This is a genomic window from Lentibacter algarum, assembly GCF_040580765.1.
Taxonomy (GTDB): Bacteria; Pseudomonadota; Alphaproteobacteria; order Rhodobacterales; family Rhodobacteraceae; genus Lentibacter; species Lentibacter algarum.
Genome location: NZ_CP158687.1, coordinates 861,830 through 880,768, shown reverse-complemented (window position 1 = coordinate 880,768; position 18,939 = coordinate 861,830). Strand labels below are relative to the sequence as shown.

The window sequence follows — 18,939 nt, the reverse complement described above, 5'->3', positions numbered from 1 at the left end:
CGCCCTCTTTCGCGTTAATTCGATGTGAGCGTTATACCAGCCAATTTCCCTGGTTCAACGTTCGGTCGCAATCCAAGGAGCGGCGCAACACGATTTATCAGTTCAGCCGCCACGGGCACAGCCGTCCAGCCTGCGCTGCGACGGTTTTCGCCCATCGTGTAAATCTCGGGTTCATCCAATGTTACGATCAAGGCATACTGCGGATTGTCTGTCGGAAAGACGCTCGCAAACGAGGCAATCACCTTGTCTTTATAGTAGCCGCCGCGCGCCTTTGGCTTGTCGGCCGTGCCTGTCTTACCACCCACAGAATATCCAGCCACATCGCCAAAGCTCGCGGTGCCATCGGTCACAACTTTGCGCAACATATCGTTCATTTCACGCGCCACAAAAGGCGAAAGCACCTGCGCGCCGTAGTTTGGGCCGTCCTGCTTGAGCAGCGTCGGCGAAATCTTGCGCCCACCATTGGCAATCGTGGAGAATGCCGCAGCCAAATGCATTGGCGTTGCCGAAAGCCCGTGACCATAAGAAATCGTCATCGTAGAAATTTCTGACCAGTTCTTGGGCAGGAGCGGCTTACCGCCGCTCGCTTCTGGCATTTCAATTGTTGTCGTATCCAGCATGCCGAGCGCCCCAAGGAACTCGCGCTGACGTTCTGCACCGATCATCTGTGAGATCCGCGCTGTCCCAATGTTTGAGCTTTTGGTCAGAACTGTCTCAACATCCAGCTCTTTTCCATAGTCGTGAAAATCGCGGATCTTGTGCTTGCCCCAGACAAGAGGGCCGCGGGTGTTGATCATCGTCGATTTGTTCACAAGCTGCAGTTCGATCGCCTGCGCAATGGTAAAGACCTTAAAGGTCGATCCAAGCTCATAGACGCCTTGCAAAGCACGGTTGAACAGCGGGCTATCGTCAGGGTCGCCCTCAACGGGCGGCAAAGGGCGATTGTTCGGGTCAAAGTCGGGCAAGCTCACAACAGAGATCACTTCGCCCGTGTGGATATCCATCAAAATGCTCGCAGCACCCTTCGCGCCCATCAGACGCATCCCGCCATAGAGCACGCGCTCGGCCGCCGTCTGTACCGTCATATCAATCGAAAGCTGCAAGGGCCGCGCGCCATTGGCGGGGTCGCGCAGGTATTCGTCAAACTGCTTTTCAACGCCAGCCGTGCCGATCACTTCAGCTGCGTGAACACCCTCGCGGCCAAAGCTCGTTCCGCCCATCACATGCGCCGCCAGCGTGCCGTTCGGATACAGCCGCGCCTCGCGTGGACCAAACAACAAACCTGGCTCGCCAATGTCATGCACCTGCTGGAGTTGCTCAGGGCTGATCTTCTTTTTCACCCAAATAAACTTGCGTTTACCTGAAAAATCCTTGGTCAGCCGCGCCTCATCCAGATCAGGGAAAATCCTCACAAGCTCTTTCGCCGCACGCTTGGGCTCAATCATCTCTTGAGGCTGCGCATAAAGCGAATGCGTCTCGATATTTGTCGCCAAAACACGTCCACGGCGATCCACAATATCCGCCCGCTGAGCCAGAATTTCGACACCGCCGCCCGCTGCGCGCTGCTCCGTAGGCTCCGAACCTGCCAAAAGGCCCATCTGCGCCGCAATCACTGCATATGCACAGAAAAACATGACCCCAAGCACCACAAGACGCCCCTCGCCCACAGAGCGAAGCTCGTTTTGGATCACTTCGTGACGCGCACTGGTGTTGCGCCGTTCAATCGCGTCAGGGTCCGTGCCCTTCTTACGCGCATCCAGAATGGCGGCCAGCGGTCTGAGAGGAATACGTGTCATTGGTCTGCCCCACTTTGGCCAGCCGCATCGCTGGACACTTCGATGGATCCATCAAAAGACAGCTCAAGCTCTTCAGCTTGCGCCTCAACAGGATAGCCGACCTCGTTGATCGTGCCAAAATGCTCGGCCGCCAAAGGCAATAACCCGACTTTCTGAAAATTGAGGTCCGTCAGCTCATGCAAACGGTCAGGACGGTTCAGATAAGCCCATTCTGCCCGCAAAATCGCAAGCCGCGCCCGTGCCTCCCCGATGTCGCCTTGCAAGCGCTGCGAAGACGCATAGGCCTCTTGGGTCTGGTAATTCTCATGATAAGCCCAAAACGCGCTGCCAATGACGCAAAGCGCAGTCAGCAAGACAATAATGGTTCTCATAAAACACCCTCTCCCAATTGTGGGGCACCCACTGTTTTTGCACTCACATCCCGCGCAGGCACATCCGTGCGCCGCGCCAAGCGCAACAGCGCGCTGCGGCTGCGGGGATTGTCCTCAAGCTCTTGAGCGTTTGGCCCAATCGCTTTCTTGTTGATCAATTGAAACGTCGCAGGCTCAGGCACTTGCGCAGGCGCATATCGGCTCCCGCCGCCCGCTTCGCCCGCCCGAAGCCGCATAAACCGCTTCACAACACGGTCTTCCAGCGAATGAAACGAAACAACAGCCAAAAGCCCGCCGGGTTTCAGCGCGCGCTCGGCTGCCTCAAGCCCCGCCACCAATTCACCAAATTCATCGTTCACAGCAATTCTAATCGCCTGAAAGCTTCGTGTCGCAGGGTGGCTTTGGCCCGGTTTGGGCCGTGGCATCACGCTCTGGATGATCTCAGCCAAGCGCCCCGTTGTCTCAATCGGTGCCAGCTCGCGCGCCTTGACAATCGCCTTCGCAATCCTGCGACTGGCACGATCTTCGCCATAAAGATAAATAATATCAGCAATTTGCGCTTCATCCAGCTCGTTGACGAGCTCCTTGGCCGAGCGTCCAGTCTGGCTCATGCGCATGTCCAAAGGCCCGTCACCCTGAAACGAAAACCCGCGCTCAGCAAGATCAAGCTGCATCGAGCTCACGCCCAAATCAAGCACAACGCCATCCACCTGATCGGCAACCTCATCCAGCTTTGAAAATGTGGTCTGGTGAAGCGCGACCCTGTCGCCATAGTCCGCGGCCCAGACACCTGCCAGCTCATGCGCCAGCGGGTCACGGTCAATCCCGATCAGCTTTTCAGCCCCTGCGTCCAGCAAGCCCTTGGCATAGCCGCCTGCACCCAGCGTTCCATCAACCCATACGCCCGAAACGGGCGCCACATGGTCAAGAATAGCCTGTAGCAAAACCGGAATATGCCTGCGCTCTGATGTGGCACGTTCCATGTCGCGCTATTCCCCGCTTGTAGCCTTATCAAGGTAAATCAATGGATCGAAATCTTCTGGCAGATCATCGAGCCACTCTTCTGTCTTCGCGAGCTCTTCTGCCTCATAGGTCTCGGGCTTCCAAATCTGGAAAGTATCGCCCGCAGCAATGAAGAAAGCCTCGCCTTCAAGGCCAATTTTCTCGCGCAGCTTTTGCGGCAGCACAAGGCGACCCGTCTCATCCACAGTCGTAGGCAACGATTGCCCCTGGAAAAGACGTTGAAGAATTTTGCGTTCGGTTGAGCCACGCGGCAAGGACGCAATCTTGTCGTCCACTTCGTTGATGGCCTCAACAGTATAGCACTCAAGGTACGTCCGGCGGTGATCACCATAGACGATCACCAACTCAGGAGTGTCGCCTTCGCGCCAGTTTGGGTCAGAGGCTTCTAGAACACGCCGAAAAGAGGCCGGAATTGACACCCGCCCTTTAGCATCCACCTTGTGGTGGCTTTCGCCGCGAAATCTACGAACCACTCTGGGCCGCCTCTCTTTAGTTTCCCCAAAAAAATCTGCCTTAGTAAAGGAAACGGCGGTTGATCTGCTGCCACTGATCAACCGCCGCCCTCGTCCCGCTTAGCGGGGTTGTCCAGCTGCGCGCGCCACCTGGGGGGATGTCTGCTCGCCCGCGCGCCGGATCTCTTGGTCTGATGAAGTCGGTGCCTGTATGAAACCTGACTTAGGGAGTTTTTTTCGGGGTCTTTTGTTCGCCCCTTATTTTGTGTCCCGACCTCATCTCGTGAATTAGGGATACGATGGGAATTCATGGTAATCAATAGTTTTTTACGGAAATGAGCACATTATATAGCTCAAAAGATGCCCCTGAACTACATGTTGTGTATGTAAAAGCTGAAATTTGCACCAACTGTAGCGGAAGCTAAAATTTAAAATACTAGATATGGTAGCGCCTCGCGCTGCGCAGGCTCGCCCATAAAATCCCATTTTTTTTCGAAAAATCCCACAGGCAAGCCCCAAAAGCCCTGTCCGCTATGAAGAATTAGCGGCCAAGACGGCTCAAAACGCCACAAATCACCAAAGTGATTCGCCCAAAACAAACGGTACGCCCATGAATTCCCATGGCGCGTCCCATCATTTCCCATCAAGTCACGGCTCAGAGCAGCTTTTGCGCCAAATCCGCATAAATCTGCGCTGCAGCGGTCTCCCCCGCCGCAATCGGCGTTCCAGCATCTCCGCCCAAGCGTGTCTCCAGATCAATCGGGATCTGCGCCAGAAGAGGCGCACCAAGGCGCTCAGCCTCAAGCCCGACGCCGCCATGGCCAAAGAGATGCGCCTCATGCCCACATTGAGGGCAGATATACAGGCTCATATTCTCCACCAGTCCCATCACTGGCACCTTGAGCTTCTCGAACATGTCGATCGCCTTGCGCGCATCAATCAGCGCCACATCCTGTGGGGTCGAGACAATCACCGCGCCATCCAGCACTTTTTGCTGCCCGAGCGTGAGCTGCACATCCCCAGTCCCGGGCGGCAGATCAATGATCAAGACATCAAGCTCGCCCCAGTCCACATCCGCAAGCATCTGCTGCACCGCACCCATCAACATCGGACCGCGCCAGACAACAGCCTGCTTCTCGTCCACCATCAAACCAAGCGACATCATCTTAAGGCCATGCGCCTGCGGCGGCATGATGCGTCCGTCTGGCGACTGACCTGGCCGCCCCGTCACACCCAGCATTCTCGGCTGGCTCGGCCCGTAAAAATCCGCATCCAATATCCCGACACGTTGCCCGGCACGCGCCAGCGCCACCGCGAGGTTCACACTTACAGTTGATTTACCCACGCCGCCCTTGCCCGAGCCAACAGCAATCACCCGCGCCACACCTTTTGGGCGAATGTCTTTGCGTTTGGGGTCTGGGTGGCCACCAATGCTCAGCTTGGGAGGCGCCTTCGCGGCCGCTTGGGCACCATGCGCCGTCAAGACAGCAGAGGCACTGCTCACACCGCTTAGCGCTTGTACCATATCCACAGCCGCCGCTCGGATCGGCTCCATCTTCGCCGCCGCCTCTGGGCTTGGTGCCTCGATGACAAATCGAACGGCCCCGCCCTCGACAGTCAGGGCGCGCACCATATCGGCGCTCACAAGGCTGCGCCCATCAGGCAGCTCCAGCCGCGCCAACTCCGCCAGTACCTGTTCTTTCGTTGCCATGCGCACGCTCCCTTATAGCTTTGCCGCATAGGTGCGCCTTATGCCGCAGAATTCAACCCCAAAGCCGCCAAAGCACAGCGTCAAAGGCCGATAAGCTTACCTTACGTTAACGTTAGCTTTGGGAAATCAGACATCTCCAAGACATGCAAATGCTGCATAGCGGCATTGTTAAACTAGGTCTTTTCGCAGCCGCAGCATAACCCTAGATAGCCTTCAAGACAGACACACACCGTCACGCACATGAAATGGTAAACACAATGAACTATGTCGTATCCACAACTTCAGGCGCCCTCAACGACGCCATCGCAGAACTCGTCGGCAAAGCCGTAAGCCTCGTCTCAAACGCAGCTGAAGCCTTCGCTCTCAAGCGCGAGTACCGCAAAACAGTAAGCGAGCTTTCAAGCCTCTCAGGTCGCGAACTCGCAGACCTCGGCCTGAACCGCTCAAGCATCCACGCCGCAGCTTTTGAGGCTGTCTACGGCTAAACGAACAACCGGATTGTGCCGGTTCTCCTCCCTTTTCCGGCACAAGAATGCGCGGCGGACCCCCTCCTCCCTAAAGGGTCCGCCGCCTTCATTTTAAGAGCCTATTTTAAAGCTTAAAACGGGATGTTGTCCGCATCCGCCGCGCTCACGATAAAGCGCGCCACAACCTTCTTCACACCCGCCTTGTCAAAGTTGATCTCGAGCTTGTCGCCCTCGACCCCAATGACATCGCCATAGCCAAACTTGGTGTGAAACACGCGATCCCCCTGCATAAACGAAGACACCGCCGTCGCCTCGACAATATAGGCAGCGCCACCCTGCGCTTTCGGGGTCGGTCTCTGGCTCGCGCGCGCCTGCATCCGCTTCCAGCCAGGAGAGTTATAAACATCTGCCTCCGCCGCACTCTCCGCAAGGTTTGAGCGCACCGAGGGCTGAGCGGCTCCAAATCCGCCACCATAAAGCCCGGGAGGCGTCATAACATCCACATGCGCCTCAGGCAGCTCGTCAATAAAGCGGCTCGGCATCTGGCTCTGCCATTGCCCATACACCCGTCGGTTGCCCGCGAATGAAATGGTGCAAATCTCCTCCGCGCGGGTGATCCCCACATAGGCAAGCCGCCGTTCTTCCTCGAGGCCTTTCTGCCCGCTTTCGTCCATAGAGCGCTGCGACGGAAACAGCCCGTCTTCCCATCCGGGCAAAAACACCACAGGAAATTCCAGCCCCTTGGCCGCATGCAGCGTCATTATGCTGATTTTCTCGTCCGCATCGGTCTTGTCATTGTCCATGATCAAGCCGACATGCTCCAAAAATCCTTGCAGATTTTCAAATTGCTCCAGCGCTTTGACAAGCTCCTTGAGGTTTTCCAGCCGCCCTGGCGCTTCGGGCGTCTTGTCGTTCTGCCACATTTCGGTATAGCCGCTCTCGTCCAGAATGATCTCGGCCAGCTCCACATGGCTCACCTCAGGACTGGCCTCCAGCCGTTGCCAGCGCTGCAGATTGTCCAGAAAGCGCTGAAGCTCGCCCGCGCCCTTGCCACCAATACCCTTGGCGTCCAGAAGCAGCTGCGCACCGCCCGTCAGCGGCAGAAAATTGGCCCGCGCCTCCATTTGGATTTTCTGCTGCGCTTTGTCGCCCAGCCCGCGCTTGGGCGTGTTCACCACCCGCTCAAAAGCAAGGTCGTCCTCGGGGCTCACCACGAGGCGGAAGTAAGCCATCGCATCGCGAATTTCCAAACGCTCGTAAAACCGTGGTCCGCCGATCACCCGATACGGCATCCCGATGGTCAGAAAACGGTCCTCAAAAGCGCGCATCTGGTGCGAGGCGCGCACAAGAATCGCCATATCGTCGAGCGATTTTGGCCCAATTCCGCGTGTGCCACGCTGCAAAGCCTCAGCCTCCTCGCCAATCCAGCGCGCCTCTTCCTCGCCGTCCCAATGGCCGATCAGACGAACTTTCTCGCCCTCCTCGACTTCGGTCCAAAGTTCCTTGCCAAGCCGGTTCTCATTGCCAGCAATCACACCTGCCGCCGCCGCCAAAATATGCGGTGTCGAGCGATAGTTCTGCTCCAGACGCACCACGGCTGCGCCGGGAAAGTCTTTCTCAAAGCGCAAGATATTGCCCACTTCCGCACCCCGCCAGCCATAGATCGACTGGTCATCATCGCCCACGCAGCAGATGTTTTTGTGCCCACCCGCAAGCAAACGCAGCCAAAGATACTGCGCTACGTTGGTGTCCTGATACTCGTCCACCAGCACATATTTAAACCAGCGCTGATAGAGCGCGAGCACATCGTCATGCTTTTGAAAAATACTCACCACATGCAAAAGCAAATCGCCAAAATCCGCTGCATTCAACTCTCGCAGGCGGGTCTGATACTGCGCATAAAGCTGCGGCCCCATCCCGTCATATGCACTGCCTTCCGCCGCGGGCAGGTTTTCAGGAAGCCATGCACGGTTTTTCCAGCCGTCAATGATACCCACCAGCATCCGCGCGGGCCACCGCTTGTCATCAATCCCTGCCGCCTGCACAAGTTGCTTAAGAAGGCGCAGCTGGTCATCGGTGTCCAGAATGGTGAAATTGCTCTTGAGGCCCACAAGCTCGGCATGACGGCGCAGAATTTTCACACAAATCGAGTGAAACGTCCCAAGCCAAGGCATCCCCTCCACAGATTGCCCAAGCAAGCGTGCAACCCGCTCTTTCATTTCTCGCGCAGCCTTATTGGTAAAGGTCACAGCCAATATCTCGTTGGGTTGCGCACGCCCCGTATTGAGCAGATGCACAATCCGCGCGGTCAGAGCCTTGGTCTTGCCCGTGCCCGCTCCCGCCAACATCAGAACAGGCCCGTCCAACTGCTCCACAGCCGCACGCTGCGCAGGGTTGAGGTCGTTCAAATACGGCGCGCCCCGTGCCATCAGGGCTTTTTCAGAGAGAGATACCACAGGTTTGCCCCTTCTTTGTTGGCTCGGTTCAGGCCCCACCCCTACCAAATCTGCCCCCCAAGTCAAAGAGATGTTCGCCTTGTGTTCTGCAACCGCCCTAAAATTCTGTTTTTTCTTTCCCTAAATATCCTTGGGGGCCCGAGGGACTGGTTCCCCGGCTTTATGTCGGGTCTGGGGGCTACTCACTCAGACGCGCCAGCGCGCAGTCGGTGCAATCCCTCTGGACAAGATGCACCCCCATGCGCTCAATACGGCCATGGACCTACACTCAAAATACCCCGGCCTTGAAGATCTTCGCAAACGCGCTCAAAAGCGTATCCCCCATTTTGTTTTTGAATACCTCGACAGCGGTACAGGCCGTGAAGTCACCACCGCGCGCAACCGCACAGCGCTCGATGCCATTAAATTTACGCCCTCCGTGCTTCACGGCCCCCAGACGCCCGATCTGGCCCGTCGCTTTCTCGGCGCCGACTATACTGTGCCTTTTGGTGTTGCTCCCGTGGGCATGTCCGGCCTTATCTGGCCCGATGCCGAGCGCCTCCTCGCCGCCGAGGCGGCACGCGCAGGTCTGCCCTATTGCCTCTCGACCGTGGCGGCCCAAACGCCAGAGCATGTTGCCCCGGTCCTTGACGACAAAGCATGGTTCCAGCTTTACCCGCCCAAAGACGAAGCGGTGCTGAAAGACATTATCACCCGCGTCAAAACCGCAGGCTTTCGTACCTTGGTGCTCACTCTTGATGTTCCTGTCGCCTCGCGCCGCGAGCGTCAGACCCGCTCAGGCCTGACCCAGCCGCCCAAATTCGGCCCCCGCCTTTTGTGGCAGACCGCCCAGCGCCCCGCATGGGCCCTCGGCATGCTCCAAAACGGCGCGCCGCGAATGCGTACGCTCGACGCCTACATTAAAGATGATCGCAACCTGCCGCCCACCGCTCATATCGGCTACCTCTTGCGCACATCTCCTGACATCAGCTACCTCAAGCGCGTGCGTGCCCTCTGGGATGGTCCGCTGATCGTCAAAGGCATCATGGACCCCGCCTCCGTGCAGACACTGCAAACCGAAGGCGTCGATGCGCTCTGGGTGTCAAACCACGCAGGGCGCCAGTTTGACGGTGCGCTTGCAAGCATCGAAGTCCTGCCCCATATCCGCGCCGCCACAAGCCTGCCCATCGTCTTTGACAGCGGCATTGGCGGTGGTCTTGATATCCTGCGCGCGCTGGCGCACGGGGCAGATTTTGTCATGCTCGGCCGCGCATGGCACTATGCCCTCGCGGCCCTCGGTGCCCGGGGCCCGCAGCATCTCACAGAAATGCTCACGCAAGATCTCATCGCCAATTTGGGGCAGATCGGCGTGGACAATCTGGGCGATCTGCCCGCCCGCCTCTCTCCTACTGCTTGAGAGAGAGGCCCGTGAAGCTGTTCAAGAAACTGCTCACAAGGCGGCGCACATCGGGAACAGTCGCGCTCAAAGATCCGCTTTCGCTATAGATGTCATAAAGGGAGAGCGCCGCCGCGCGCGCCTCCTCACCAAGCTCTTCTGGCCGTGCAAACCCCATTCGCCAAGCAGGAAAAGCCCGCGCAGGAACTTGCCGCTCAATCATGCGAATGATGCGGCCATGACGGGCATCTGCCTCAATACGGTCAAAACACTCCGCAACAACCTGCGCTGGCCCTTCCAGAACCTGAAAAAAAGCACCCTCGTGATAGATCAAAAGACCCGTAATGCCATCGGCCCCGTTATTGCGCACAGAGCTCTTCAAGATCTGTTTCAAATCATCTGCAGCCAAATGCCCCGTCGCGGAGCTTAGATAAATCAACTGTGTGATTGCGTTTTCTTGCAAAGCGCTCTCCTCACCCTGACATCTTCAAGGTGTCAAACGAGGCCAAAAAATCGCGTACCCGCGTCCGCACAGACGCCACATCGCCACGTTCGTCACTGTCTGGCGGAATCATGTCATATATAGAGAAGACTGCGTGGCGCATATCTTTGGGCATTGACTGGGCGTCCTGATACGCCATCCGCCATTGCCCAAAAGAGCGCTCCTCCACTTGCCCAGTCTCAATCATCACAAGATCGTCGTGACGCCCGTCTCGCATGATGCGGTTAAAGCAGCGCATCACAGCGTCCATCTCGCCCTCAATGATTTGAAAGAAACGCCCCTCATGAAACACCATCAACCCTGACAGCCCGTCACGTTCGTTGTTGCGTCGTGACACCTTCAATATCTCAAGCAGTTCCTCCTCTCGGAAAAACGCAGATGCATTGCTGACATATACAAGCCGATTCAGCATGAAACTCTCCCTAGCCCTGCGCCAGAGAATAGAACCAGCATCAATAATAATGCGTTAAAACACACATTTTTAGCGAAAAAATGGCCCAAACTGCGCCAGCAACCACACCGTCGCAACCGCAAGCATGCGAGTCGCATACAAACACTGCAGTTTCGCTAAACGGCTCTAAACAAGTTACAAAAGACAGTTGAAAAATTGGTAAAATAAGTTTACCAAAATGGAAATGCCGCATTGCGGCGTTACAATTAAGAGCGTCGCGCCGCGCACAAGCCTGAGGGGAAACTCAACAATGCCTGATTTCAAGAAAATCCTGATTGCCAACCGTGGCGAAATCGCAATCCGCATCATGCGCGCGGCCAATGAAATGGGCAAAAAGACGGTCGCCGTCTATGCTGAGGAAGACAAGCTCGGCCTGCACCGCTTCAAGGCCGACGAGGCCTACCGCATAGGCGAAGGCATGGGCCCCGTTGCTGCTTACCTCAGCATTGAAGAAATCATTCGCGTCGCCAAACTCTCAGGCGCCGACGCCATTCACCCAGGCTATGGCCTGCTCTCTGAAAACCCCGATTTCGTTGACGCCTGCGACGCAGCAGGCATCACATTCATCGGCCCCAAAGCCGCCACCATGCGCGCTCTGGGCGACAAAGCCAGCGCCCGCCGCGTCGCCGTTGAGGCAGGCGTCCCCGTCATCCCGGCTACAGAAGTTCTGGGCGATGATATGGCCGCCATCATTGCAGAGGCCAAAGAGGTCGGCTTCCCCTTGATGCTCAAAGCAAGCTGGGGCGGCGGCGGTCGTGGCATGCGCCCCATTCTCAATGAAAAAGAGCTCCCAGAAAAAGTCATGGAAGGCCGCCGCGAGGCCGAAGCCGCCTTTGGCAACGGCGAGGGTTACCTTGAGAAAATGATCATCCGCGCCCGCCACGTCGAGGTGCAAATCTTGGGCGACACTCACGGTGACATTTATCACCTCTGGGAGCGCGACTGCTCGGTGCAACGCCGCAACCAGAAAGTCGTCGAGCGCGCCCCAGCGCCCTACCTCTCCGAGGAGCAGCGCGCCGAAATTTGTGAGCTGGGCCGCAAAATCTGCGCGCATGTAAACTATGAATGCGCCGGCACGGTCGAATTCCTCATGGATATGGACAGCGGCAAGTTCTACTTCATCGAAGTAAACCCGCGCGTGCAGGTCGAGCATACGGTGACCGAAGAGGTGACAGGCATCGACATCGTCCAGGCCCAAATCAAAATAGCCGAGGGCAAAACGCTCGCAGAGGCCACAGGAAAGCCCTCACAAGACGACGTGCGACTTAACGGCCACGCGCTTCAGACGCGGATCACAACAGAAGACCCGCAAAACAACTTCATCCCCGACTATGGCCGCATCACCGCCTTTCGCGAAGCCACGGGCATGGGCATCCGCCTTGACGGCGGCACAGCCTACACAGGCGGCGTCATCACGCGCTACTACGACAGCCTGCTCGTCAAGGTCACAGCCCACGCCCAGACGCCCGAAGCGGCGATTGCCCGCATGGACCGCGCCCTGCGCGAGTTCCGTATCCGCGGCGTGAGCACCAACATCGCCTTTGTCGAAAACCTGCTCAAGCACCCGACGTTCCTCAGCAATGAATACACCACCAAGTTTATTGACGAGACGCCTGATCTTTTCTCCTTCAAAAAGCGCCGTGACCGCGGCACCAAAGTGCTAACATACATCGCCGACATCACAGTCAACGGCCACCCAGAGACAACGGGCCGCCCAAAGCCCCCTGCCGATCTGAAAGACCCGCGTCCGCCCGCCCTGCTCACAACAGAGCCTGCACAAGGCACGCGCAATCTGCTCGAAGCCGAAGGCCCCAAGGCCGTTGCCGACTGGATGCTCGCGCAAAAGCAACTGCTCCTGACCGACACAACAATGCGAGACGGCCATCAGTCGCTCCTTGCGACACGGATGCGCTCTATCGACATGATCAAAGTCGCGCCCGCCTATGCGGCCAACCTGCCCGAGCTCTTCTCTGTCGAGTGCTGGGGCGGCGCAACCTTTGATGTCGCCTACCGCTTCTTGCAGGAATGCCCATGGCAGCGCCTGCGCGATCTGCGCCGCGCGATGCCCAACGTGATGTCCCAAATGCTGCTGCGCGCCTCAAACGGCGTCGGATACACGAACTACCCTGACAATGTGGTGAAGAGCTTTGTCGCACAGGCCGCCAAATCAGGGGTTGATGTCTTCCGCGTCTTTGACAGCCTCAACTGGGTTGAAAACATGCGCGTGGCTATGGACGCTGTACAAGACAGCGGCAAGCTCTGCGAAGCCACGATCTGCTACACAGGCGATATTCTCGATCCCGCCCGCGCCAAATATGACCTGAAGTATTACGTCAACATGGCCAAAGAGCTCGAAGCCGCAGGTGCACATATTCTCGGCCTGAAAGACATGGCAGGCTTGCTCAAGCCCGCCTCCGCCGAAATTCTTGTAAAAACGCTCAAAGAAGAGGTCGGCATCCCGATCCACTTCCACACCCATGACACCTCGGGCATTGCTGGCGCAACCATCCTCGCCGCCGCCCGCGCAGGCGTCGACGCTGTCGATGCCGCGATGGATGCCTTCTCTGGCGGTACATCTCAGCCCTGCCTTGGCTCTATTGTGGAAGCCCTGCGCCACACCGACCGCGACACGCAACTCAGCCCCACCGCCGTGCGCGACATCTCGGACTACTGGGAGCAAGTCCGCGCCCAATATGTGGCCTTTGAATCAGGCCTCGCCGCCCCAGCCTCAGAAGTCTACCTACACGAAATGCCCGGCGGCCAGTTTACCAACCTCAAGGCTCAGGCCCGCTCGCTCGGTCTTGAAGAGCGCTGGCACGAAGTCGCCAAGACCTATGCAGATGTGAACCAGATGTTTGGCGATATCGTCAAAGTCACACCAAGCTCCAAAGTTGTGGGCGACATGGCGCTGATGATGGTCTCCCAAGGCCTGACACGCAATGATGTGGAAAACCCTGACAAAGACGTCGCCTTCCCTGATAGCGTCATCGACATGATGCGCGGCAATCTCGGCCAGCCTCCTGGCGGCTTCCCCGCGCAGATCGTCAAGAAAGTCCTCAAAGACGAGACTCCAGACATCACCCGCCCGGGCGCCCACCTGCCCCCTGTTGATATCGAGGCCACCCGCGCCGACGTCATCGCTGAGCTCGAAGGCCTGCCAATTGATGACGAAGATCTCAACGGCTACCTCATGTATCCCAAGGTCTTCATGGACTACATGGGCCGTCACCGCGCCTATGGCCCCGTACGCACCCTGCCCACCAAAACATTCTTCTACGGCATGGAACCCTCCGAGGAGATCACCGCCGAGATCGACCCTGGCAAAACGCTCGAAATCCGCCTCTCAGCAGTCGGCGAAACCACAGATGATGGCGAGGTCAAAGTCTTCTTCGAGCTCAACGGCCAGCCGCGCACCATCCGCGTGCCCAACCGCCTCGTAAAGTCCCAAACCGCCCAGCGCCCCAAAGCCGAGCAAGGCAATCCAGACCACATCGGTGCGCCGATGCCAGGGGTTGTCGCCTCCGTCGCGGTCAGCGTCGGCCAAGCGGTCAAGGAAGGCGATATGCTCCTCACCATCGAGGCCATGAAAATGGAAACAGGCATCCACGCCGAACGCGACGCCACAGTGAAGGCCGTTCACGTCCACGCCGGCGGCCAGATCGACGCCAAAGACCTGATGATCGAGCTGGAATAACGCAAGACCAAAGCACGCGCCCACAAACGGCGCGCATTCTAATGGCCCGCCCGTGCAAACAGGCGGGCCATGCCTTATGCGCACGTTTTCCGGCTCTACACTCCACCACACTCTCGCCCAAGCAACGGCCCCAACAGGTGCCTCAGATCTGGGCCCGACACATATCAAGAAAAGCGGTGATCAGTTCAGTTTGCTGTAGCCTGCGCCCCATTGCGAGGACGACCTCGAACTGGCCAATCTCTTGAGCAAGGGGGCGCGTAACAACAATATCGCCCTCAATCGTCAGGTTGCGGCTCGGCGGGAAGCCAACAAGCGTAAAGCCCAACCCCTTTCCAACGTAAGCTTGCACCATTTCTCGTGATTGCGAGGTCAGCGGCACCTCGGGGTCAAGTCCGGCAGCCCGCAACAAGTCAAGATAGCTGGGGCCGGGACCAGCGCGGGACACGGCTATATAAGGAATGTTGGACAGATCCTGAAGCTGAATACTTTCTGCCATTGCCAAAGGGTGCGTTGCGGGTAGCAACACCAAGGGCGGCAGCACCTTCAGGGTTTCGACGTCAAATCGCTCAGCATCAAATCCCTGATTGAAAACAACAAGTGCATCCACCTCTCCCGCATCAAGCGCAGCAACAAGGCTTGGGAAATCTTTTTCAATGACTTCGATACGGACCCGAGGAAAGCGGTCCCTGAATGTCAGAACAGAAGGTAACACAATCTGCTGGGCCATAGCAAAGTGTGTCCCGACACGGATGGTGCCGATTTCCCCCTTGGCCAATTCGAGAGCATGCCGGTCCAGTGCACCTGCTCGCTTCAACAGGTCCTCAGCATCAACGAGGAACTCCTTGCCGGCGCGTGTCAAACGCATACCCCGTGCGGGAAAGCGGTCAAACAGGGTTAGGCCTGTTACGGCTTCGAGTTTGTCGAGCGCCGCGGAGATCGCCGCGGGGGAGATGTTCAGATTCCGTGCCGCAGGTGCGATGCCGCCACAGCGCGCGGTCTCAGAAAGAAAGGTGAGTTGGCGAAGCGAAAACCGTATCATCAATAAAATTGTCCTTTACTGTAAAATTATTCAGTTTTTCTGTTCTTGTGCAATCCCGTAGTCTGACCACGAGCAAATTGGGAGCGAACCGATGGAAATCAGACCTTTGACTGGCGGCTTGGGAGCCGAGATTCTTGGTGCCGATGTAAGAGATCGGGAGCAGTACGAAGAAATCCATGCAGCCTTTGCCAAGCATTCTGTCATTGTGCTGCGCGACCAAGAGATTTCCCCTGAAGACCATTTGGACTTTGCGCGCCGCTTTGGTCCCATCAATATCAACCGCTTTTTTAAGCCCGTCGACGGTCACCCCGAAATCGCGACGGTCCTGAAGGAAAAGGATCAGAAAGAAGCAGTGGGCGAAGGCTGGCACACCGACCATTCCTACGATCAGGTTCCGGCGATGGGGTCGATCCTGCACGCGATTGAAATGCCGCCCTACGGAGGAGATACCCTGTTCGTGTCAATGGGTGCGGCCTATGAGGCGTTGTCGGAACCCATGCGCCGGTTTCTGGATGGGTTGACGGCCATACATTCGTCTCGTCATGTCTTCGGCGTGAGTACCTCGGACAGCGAAGCGGCCAAGAGCGGGCGGCTGAGCAATGCCGATGCGGCAACGCAAGATGCGCACCACCCTGTCGTTATTCGCCATCCGCTCAGCGGGCGCCGTGGAATTTTCGTGAATCCGGTTTTCACGACGCATATCGAAGGTCTAAAGCCAGACGAATCTGCTGCCATCCTCAATATGCTCTATGAGCACTGTAAACAGCCCGAGTTCCAATGCCGCGTCAGATGGCAGGAAGGGGATGTTACCATGTGGGACAACCGGGCCACCTGGCACAAAGCGATCAACGATTACCAGGGGTTTCGCCGCCTCATGCACAGGGTCACCGTGGATGGCGTCGCGCTGTCAAATTTGTAAGCCTACATGAACATGAAGGCTCTACATTGACAGGAGTGCCCCGAGCAGACATTGGGCAAGCAGCAGCACCCGACACTCGGTGCTCAAACCTGCCATTCGCCCCTCCCGCAAACGCTTTCCCTAACATCTCCCAGCACCACCGTGCGCGCTCTTCATATTCGGCCCCTTTTTCCCAAATTCTCAAAACCCGTTTTGCCGGTGCACGGGTTGTGCACGGGGTGTGCACGCTTTTCACCCCCCCCGAATCGCAGGATTTTCAAATCTTAACGCCCGTTTTGCGAGCGCGCCTGACGCGCGTTTTTTCTTGCCTGCGAGCCCGCAGCGCGCCAAGCTTTCCACCTAGAAAGTGAGGCTCACATGCTCAGCATTACCCCCCTTTACGCCGCCCCCATCGGGCTTTTGTTTCTCCTCCTCAGCGTCAATGTGATCCGCCAACGCCTGGCGCTCAAAGTTTCCGTTGGAGATGGCGGCGAGAAAGCCCTGATCAAAGCGATGCGTGCCCAGTCCAACTGCGCCGAATACGCGCCGCTCACGCTTTTACTCATTGCCATGGCCGAGCTTCAGGGCGGGCCCAACTGGCTGATCCATCTGCTCGGCAGTCTTTTGCTCCTTGGGCGGCTCGCACATGCCTATGGCTTCGGACGGACGCCACAAATTATTTCTCTACGCAAATCAGGCGTGTACCTTACATTTACAGGGCTTTTGCTTGCGTCTGTGAGCTGTCTCGCATTGGCTTTCTAAGCGCGTCAGAAAAAAAGATGTGTTTCTGCACTTTTCCTCTTGCGGCTCAGCGCGGCATTTATTAGATCACCCCTACCCAAGGAAGCGGGCGTAGCTCAGGGGTAGAGCATAACCTTGCCAAGGTTAGGGTCGGGCGTTCGAATCGCCTCGCCCGCTCCAATTTCTCTCTCACGAGAGAAACGACAAGGCCACCTTCGGGTGGCCTTTCGTCGTTCTGGGCACCTGTTTTGCATCGCCATGCGAATGCCCCAATCGCCCGCAAAGCCGCCCCTCTCAAATCAGAGAAACAGCCGCTCACGCGCCGCCCGAAAATATTTTTTGAAATATTAGAACGCTTTGAAGGTCAACGTGGTCAAAGACCGCTCAATCCCAACCACATCCAACAACCGCTCATTCACAAACTTCCCCACGTCCTCTCCCTTCGGGACATAGACTTTCAAAAGGAGATCCCATTCGCCACTTGTTGAATAGAGCTCCGAATGCAACTCTTTCAAGAGAAGCGCTTCGGCGACCTTGTAGGTCGTGCCGGGTTTGCATCTGAGTTGAACAAACACACAATCTGACATGGCGCTTTCCTTTTCGCATTGCAGCCTGACACTGCCACGCGTCTGCAACAGGCGCAACGTCTCTTCTCAAGCCATTTGATCTCAGGGCTTTTCCCTCGCGTATCCTCGCCTTATAAGCACCCCAGAACAAAGGAAAACCCGATGCGCCAAGCTACCGTCTCTCGCCACACAAGCGAAACCAAAATTACTGTCGAGCTAACGCTTGATGGTACAGGCCGCTATGACAACCAGACAGGCGTTGGGTTCTTTGATCACATGCTAGATCAGCTTGCCCGCCACGCGATGATGGATATGAATGTACTTTGCGAAGGCGATCTGCACATTGATGATCACCACAGTGTAGAAGATGTAGGCATCGCCTTGGGCCAAGCGCTTGCAATAGCCGTCGGCAACAAAGCTGGAATAAACCGCTACGGCTCCTGCCTTTTACCGATGGATGACGCGCTTGTGCGCGCAGCCCTCGATATTTCAGGCCGTCCTTTCCTGGTTTGGAATGTTGATATGCCAACTGCTAAAATCGGCACATTCGATACAGAGCTTGTGCGAGAATTCTTCCAAGCCTTTAGCACGCATGCAGGTCTCACCCTGCATGTCGATGCTCTGCACGGCTTCAACTCTCATCACATCGCTGAAGCTGCGTTCAAAGCCGTTGCGCGCGCCTTACGTGTTGCTCTCGAGGCTGACTTGCGCGCTGCGGGGTCCATCCCTTCGACAAAAGGCACACTCTGAGCCATGCTAACAGCCATCGTTGACTATGACAGCGGAAATTTACACTCCGCTCACAAGGCTTTTGAGCGCATGGCTCACGAGATGGGGGCTGGCGATGTGATCGTAACGTCCGACCCTGAAACAGTTCTTAAGGCTGACCGGGTGGTCCTACCGGGCGACGGCGCTTTCCCCGCCTGCCACAAAGCTCTTTTTGATCACAAAGGCATCTTCGAAGCGTTGCAAGAGGTGGTTATTCATCGCGCCCGCCCCTTCATGGGCATTTGCATAGGCATGCAAATGCTGGCGACGCGCGGGCTTGAGTATGAAGAGACAATGGGCTTTGACTGGATCAAAGGCGAAGTGCGCAAAATAATCCCATCGGACCCCACATTGCGCGTCCCTCACATGGGCTGGAATGCGCTAGATATCGAGCACGATCATCCGCTCTTTTCCGGCGTAACTGGAGGAAAGCACTGCTATTTCGTGCATTCTTACCACTTCGTCGTCGACGACGCTGCCGAACGACTTGCCAGCACAGAGCATGGCGGAAAAATCACGGCTGTCGTCGGTCGGGACAATCTTGTTGGAGTGCAGTTTCACCCCGAAAAAAGTCAGGAAACAGGCCTCAGAATGATTGGCAATTTCCTGACATGGCAGCCGTGATCTCG

General features: G+C 57.0%; 17 protein-coding genes and 1 tRNA gene. 8 read left to right on the top strand and 10 right to left on the bottom strand.

Annotated features, from left to right (window positions below; all coding sequences use genetic code 11):
• Nucleotides 1-14 precede the first annotated feature (14 nt).
• The 5 genes from DSM117340_RS04235 to DSM117340_RS04215 form a co-directional block, all read right to left on the bottom strand.
• Complete coding sequence (locus DSM117340_RS04235) at nucleotides 15-1,796, bottom strand: penicillin-binding protein 2 (protein ID WP_089888130.1); 1,782 nt, start codon at nucleotides 1,794-1,796, stop codon at nucleotides 15-17.
• Nucleotides 1,793-2,167 (bottom strand): cell division protein FtsL, encoded by a 375-nt coding sequence (locus DSM117340_RS04230; RefSeq protein ID WP_089888128.1) that lies wholly within the window; start codon nucleotides 2,165-2,167, stop codon nucleotides 1,793-1,795. Before DSM117340_RS04230 ends, DSM117340_RS04235 begins: the two co-directional genes overlap by 4 nt.
• Nucleotides 2,164-3,150 carry a 16S rRNA (cytosine(1402)-N(4))-methyltransferase RsmH gene (gene rsmH, locus DSM117340_RS04225; protein ID WP_089888126.1) on the bottom strand — a complete coding sequence of 329 codons (987 nt, stop codon included), beginning with the start codon at nucleotides 3,148-3,150 and terminating at the stop codon, nucleotides 2,164-2,166. The genes DSM117340_RS04230 and rsmH overlap by 4 nt, the downstream gene beginning before the upstream one ends.
• A gap of 6 nt (nucleotides 3,151-3,156) precedes the next feature.
• Nucleotides 3,157-3,663 (bottom strand): division/cell wall cluster transcriptional repressor MraZ, encoded by a 507-nt coding sequence (mraZ, locus tag DSM117340_RS04220; RefSeq protein WP_089888125.1) that lies wholly within the window; start codon nucleotides 3,661-3,663, stop codon nucleotides 3,157-3,159.
• Nucleotides 3,664-4,297: 634 nt separating this feature from the next.
• The gene (locus tag DSM117340_RS04215) at nucleotides 4,298-5,353 is read right to left on the bottom strand and encodes an Mrp/NBP35 family ATP-binding protein (RefSeq protein ID WP_089888123.1); all 1,056 of its coding nucleotides are present in this window, start codon (nucleotides 5,351-5,353) and stop codon (nucleotides 4,298-4,300) included.
• 257 nt (nucleotides 5,354-5,610) lie between these two features.
• Between DSM117340_RS04215 and DSM117340_RS04210 the strand changes: the two genes are divergently transcribed.
• Complete coding sequence (locus tag DSM117340_RS04210; RefSeq protein ID WP_089888985.1) at nucleotides 5,611-5,838, top strand: DUF1127 domain-containing protein; 228 nt, start codon at nucleotides 5,611-5,613, stop codon at nucleotides 5,836-5,838.
• 113 nt (nucleotides 5,839-5,951) lie between these two features.
• Here DSM117340_RS04210 and DSM117340_RS04205 read toward each other — a convergent pair whose 3' ends face one another.
• Entirely contained in the window at nucleotides 5,952-8,249 is a 2,298-nt protein-coding gene (locus tag DSM117340_RS04205; RefSeq protein ID WP_089888982.1) for a UvrD-helicase domain-containing protein, read from the bottom strand.
• A 283-nt stretch (nucleotides 8,250-8,532) separates the two neighbouring features.
• Here DSM117340_RS04205 and DSM117340_RS04200 point away from each other — a divergent pair, with 283 nt between their 5' ends.
• Nucleotides 8,533-9,672 carry an alpha-hydroxy acid oxidase gene (locus tag DSM117340_RS04200; RefSeq protein WP_089888979.1) on the top strand — a complete coding sequence of 380 codons (1,140 nt, stop codon included), beginning with the start codon at nucleotides 8,533-8,535 and terminating at the stop codon, nucleotides 9,670-9,672.
• On the opposite strand, the gene DSM117340_RS04195 is transcribed toward DSM117340_RS04200, so the two are convergent.
• Both DSM117340_RS04195 and DSM117340_RS04190 read right to left on the bottom strand, forming a co-directional pair.
• Entirely contained in the window at nucleotides 9,662-10,114 is a 453-nt protein-coding gene (locus DSM117340_RS04195) for a BLUF domain-containing protein (protein WP_089888121.1), read from the bottom strand. The two genes, DSM117340_RS04200 and DSM117340_RS04195, sit on opposite strands and share 11 nt — an antisense overlap.
• 10 nt (nucleotides 10,115-10,124) lie before the next feature.
• The gene (locus DSM117340_RS04190) at nucleotides 10,125-10,565 is read right to left on the bottom strand and encodes a BLUF domain-containing protein (RefSeq protein ID WP_089888119.1); all 441 of its coding nucleotides are present in this window, start codon (nucleotides 10,563-10,565) and stop codon (nucleotides 10,125-10,127) included.
• 289 nt (nucleotides 10,566-10,854) lie between these two features.
• Here DSM117340_RS04190 and DSM117340_RS04185 point away from each other — a divergent pair, with 289 nt between their 5' ends.
• Nucleotides 10,855-14,298: a pyruvate carboxylase gene (locus DSM117340_RS04185; RefSeq protein WP_089888976.1), complete on the top strand. Its 3,444-nt coding sequence runs from the start codon at nucleotides 10,855-10,857 to the stop codon at nucleotides 14,296-14,298.
• 142 nt (nucleotides 14,299-14,440) lie between these two features.
• Here DSM117340_RS04185 and DSM117340_RS04180 read toward each other — a convergent pair whose 3' ends face one another.
• On the bottom strand, nucleotides 14,441-15,337 hold the full coding sequence (locus DSM117340_RS04180; protein WP_089888117.1) for a LysR family transcriptional regulator: 897 nt from the start codon (nucleotides 15,335-15,337) through the stop codon (nucleotides 14,441-14,443).
• 91 nt (nucleotides 15,338-15,428) lie between these two features.
• On the opposite strand from DSM117340_RS04180, the gene DSM117340_RS04175 reads away from it, so the two are divergent.
• From DSM117340_RS04175 to DSM117340_RS04165, 3 genes are all read left to right on the top strand, one after another.
• Complete coding sequence (locus DSM117340_RS04175; protein WP_089888116.1) at nucleotides 15,429-16,256, top strand: TauD/TfdA family dioxygenase; 828 nt, start codon at nucleotides 15,429-15,431, stop codon at nucleotides 16,254-16,256.
• Between the two features lie 357 nt (nucleotides 16,257-16,613).
• Entirely contained in the window at nucleotides 16,614-16,997 is a 384-nt protein-coding gene (locus DSM117340_RS04170) for an MAPEG family protein (RefSeq protein ID WP_089888115.1), read from the top strand.
• An 84-nt stretch (nucleotides 16,998-17,081) separates the two neighbouring features.
• A tRNA-Gly gene (locus tag DSM117340_RS04165) sits at nucleotides 17,082-17,156 on the top strand.
• Nucleotides 17,157-17,323: 167 nt separating this feature from the next.
• Here DSM117340_RS04165 and DSM117340_RS04160 read toward each other — a convergent pair.
• A complete protein-coding gene (locus DSM117340_RS04160) occupies nucleotides 17,324-17,563 on the bottom strand; it encodes an Lrp/AsnC ligand binding domain-containing protein (RefSeq protein WP_089888113.1) in 240 nt (79 codons plus the stop codon).
• 141 nt (nucleotides 17,564-17,704) lie between these two features.
• Here DSM117340_RS04160 and hisB point away from each other — a divergent pair, with 141 nt between their 5' ends.
• Both hisB and hisH read left to right on the top strand, forming a co-directional pair.
• The gene (gene hisB / locus DSM117340_RS04155) at nucleotides 17,705-18,292 is read left to right on the top strand and encodes an imidazoleglycerol-phosphate dehydratase HisB (protein WP_089888111.1); all 588 of its coding nucleotides are present in this window, start codon (nucleotides 17,705-17,707) and stop codon (nucleotides 18,290-18,292) included.
• 3 nt (nucleotides 18,293-18,295) lie between these two features.
• A complete protein-coding gene (gene hisH / locus DSM117340_RS04150) occupies nucleotides 18,296-18,934 on the top strand; it encodes an imidazole glycerol phosphate synthase subunit HisH (protein WP_089888108.1) in 639 nt (212 codons plus the stop codon).
• The last annotated feature ends 5 nt before the right edge of the window (nucleotides 18,935-18,939 follow it).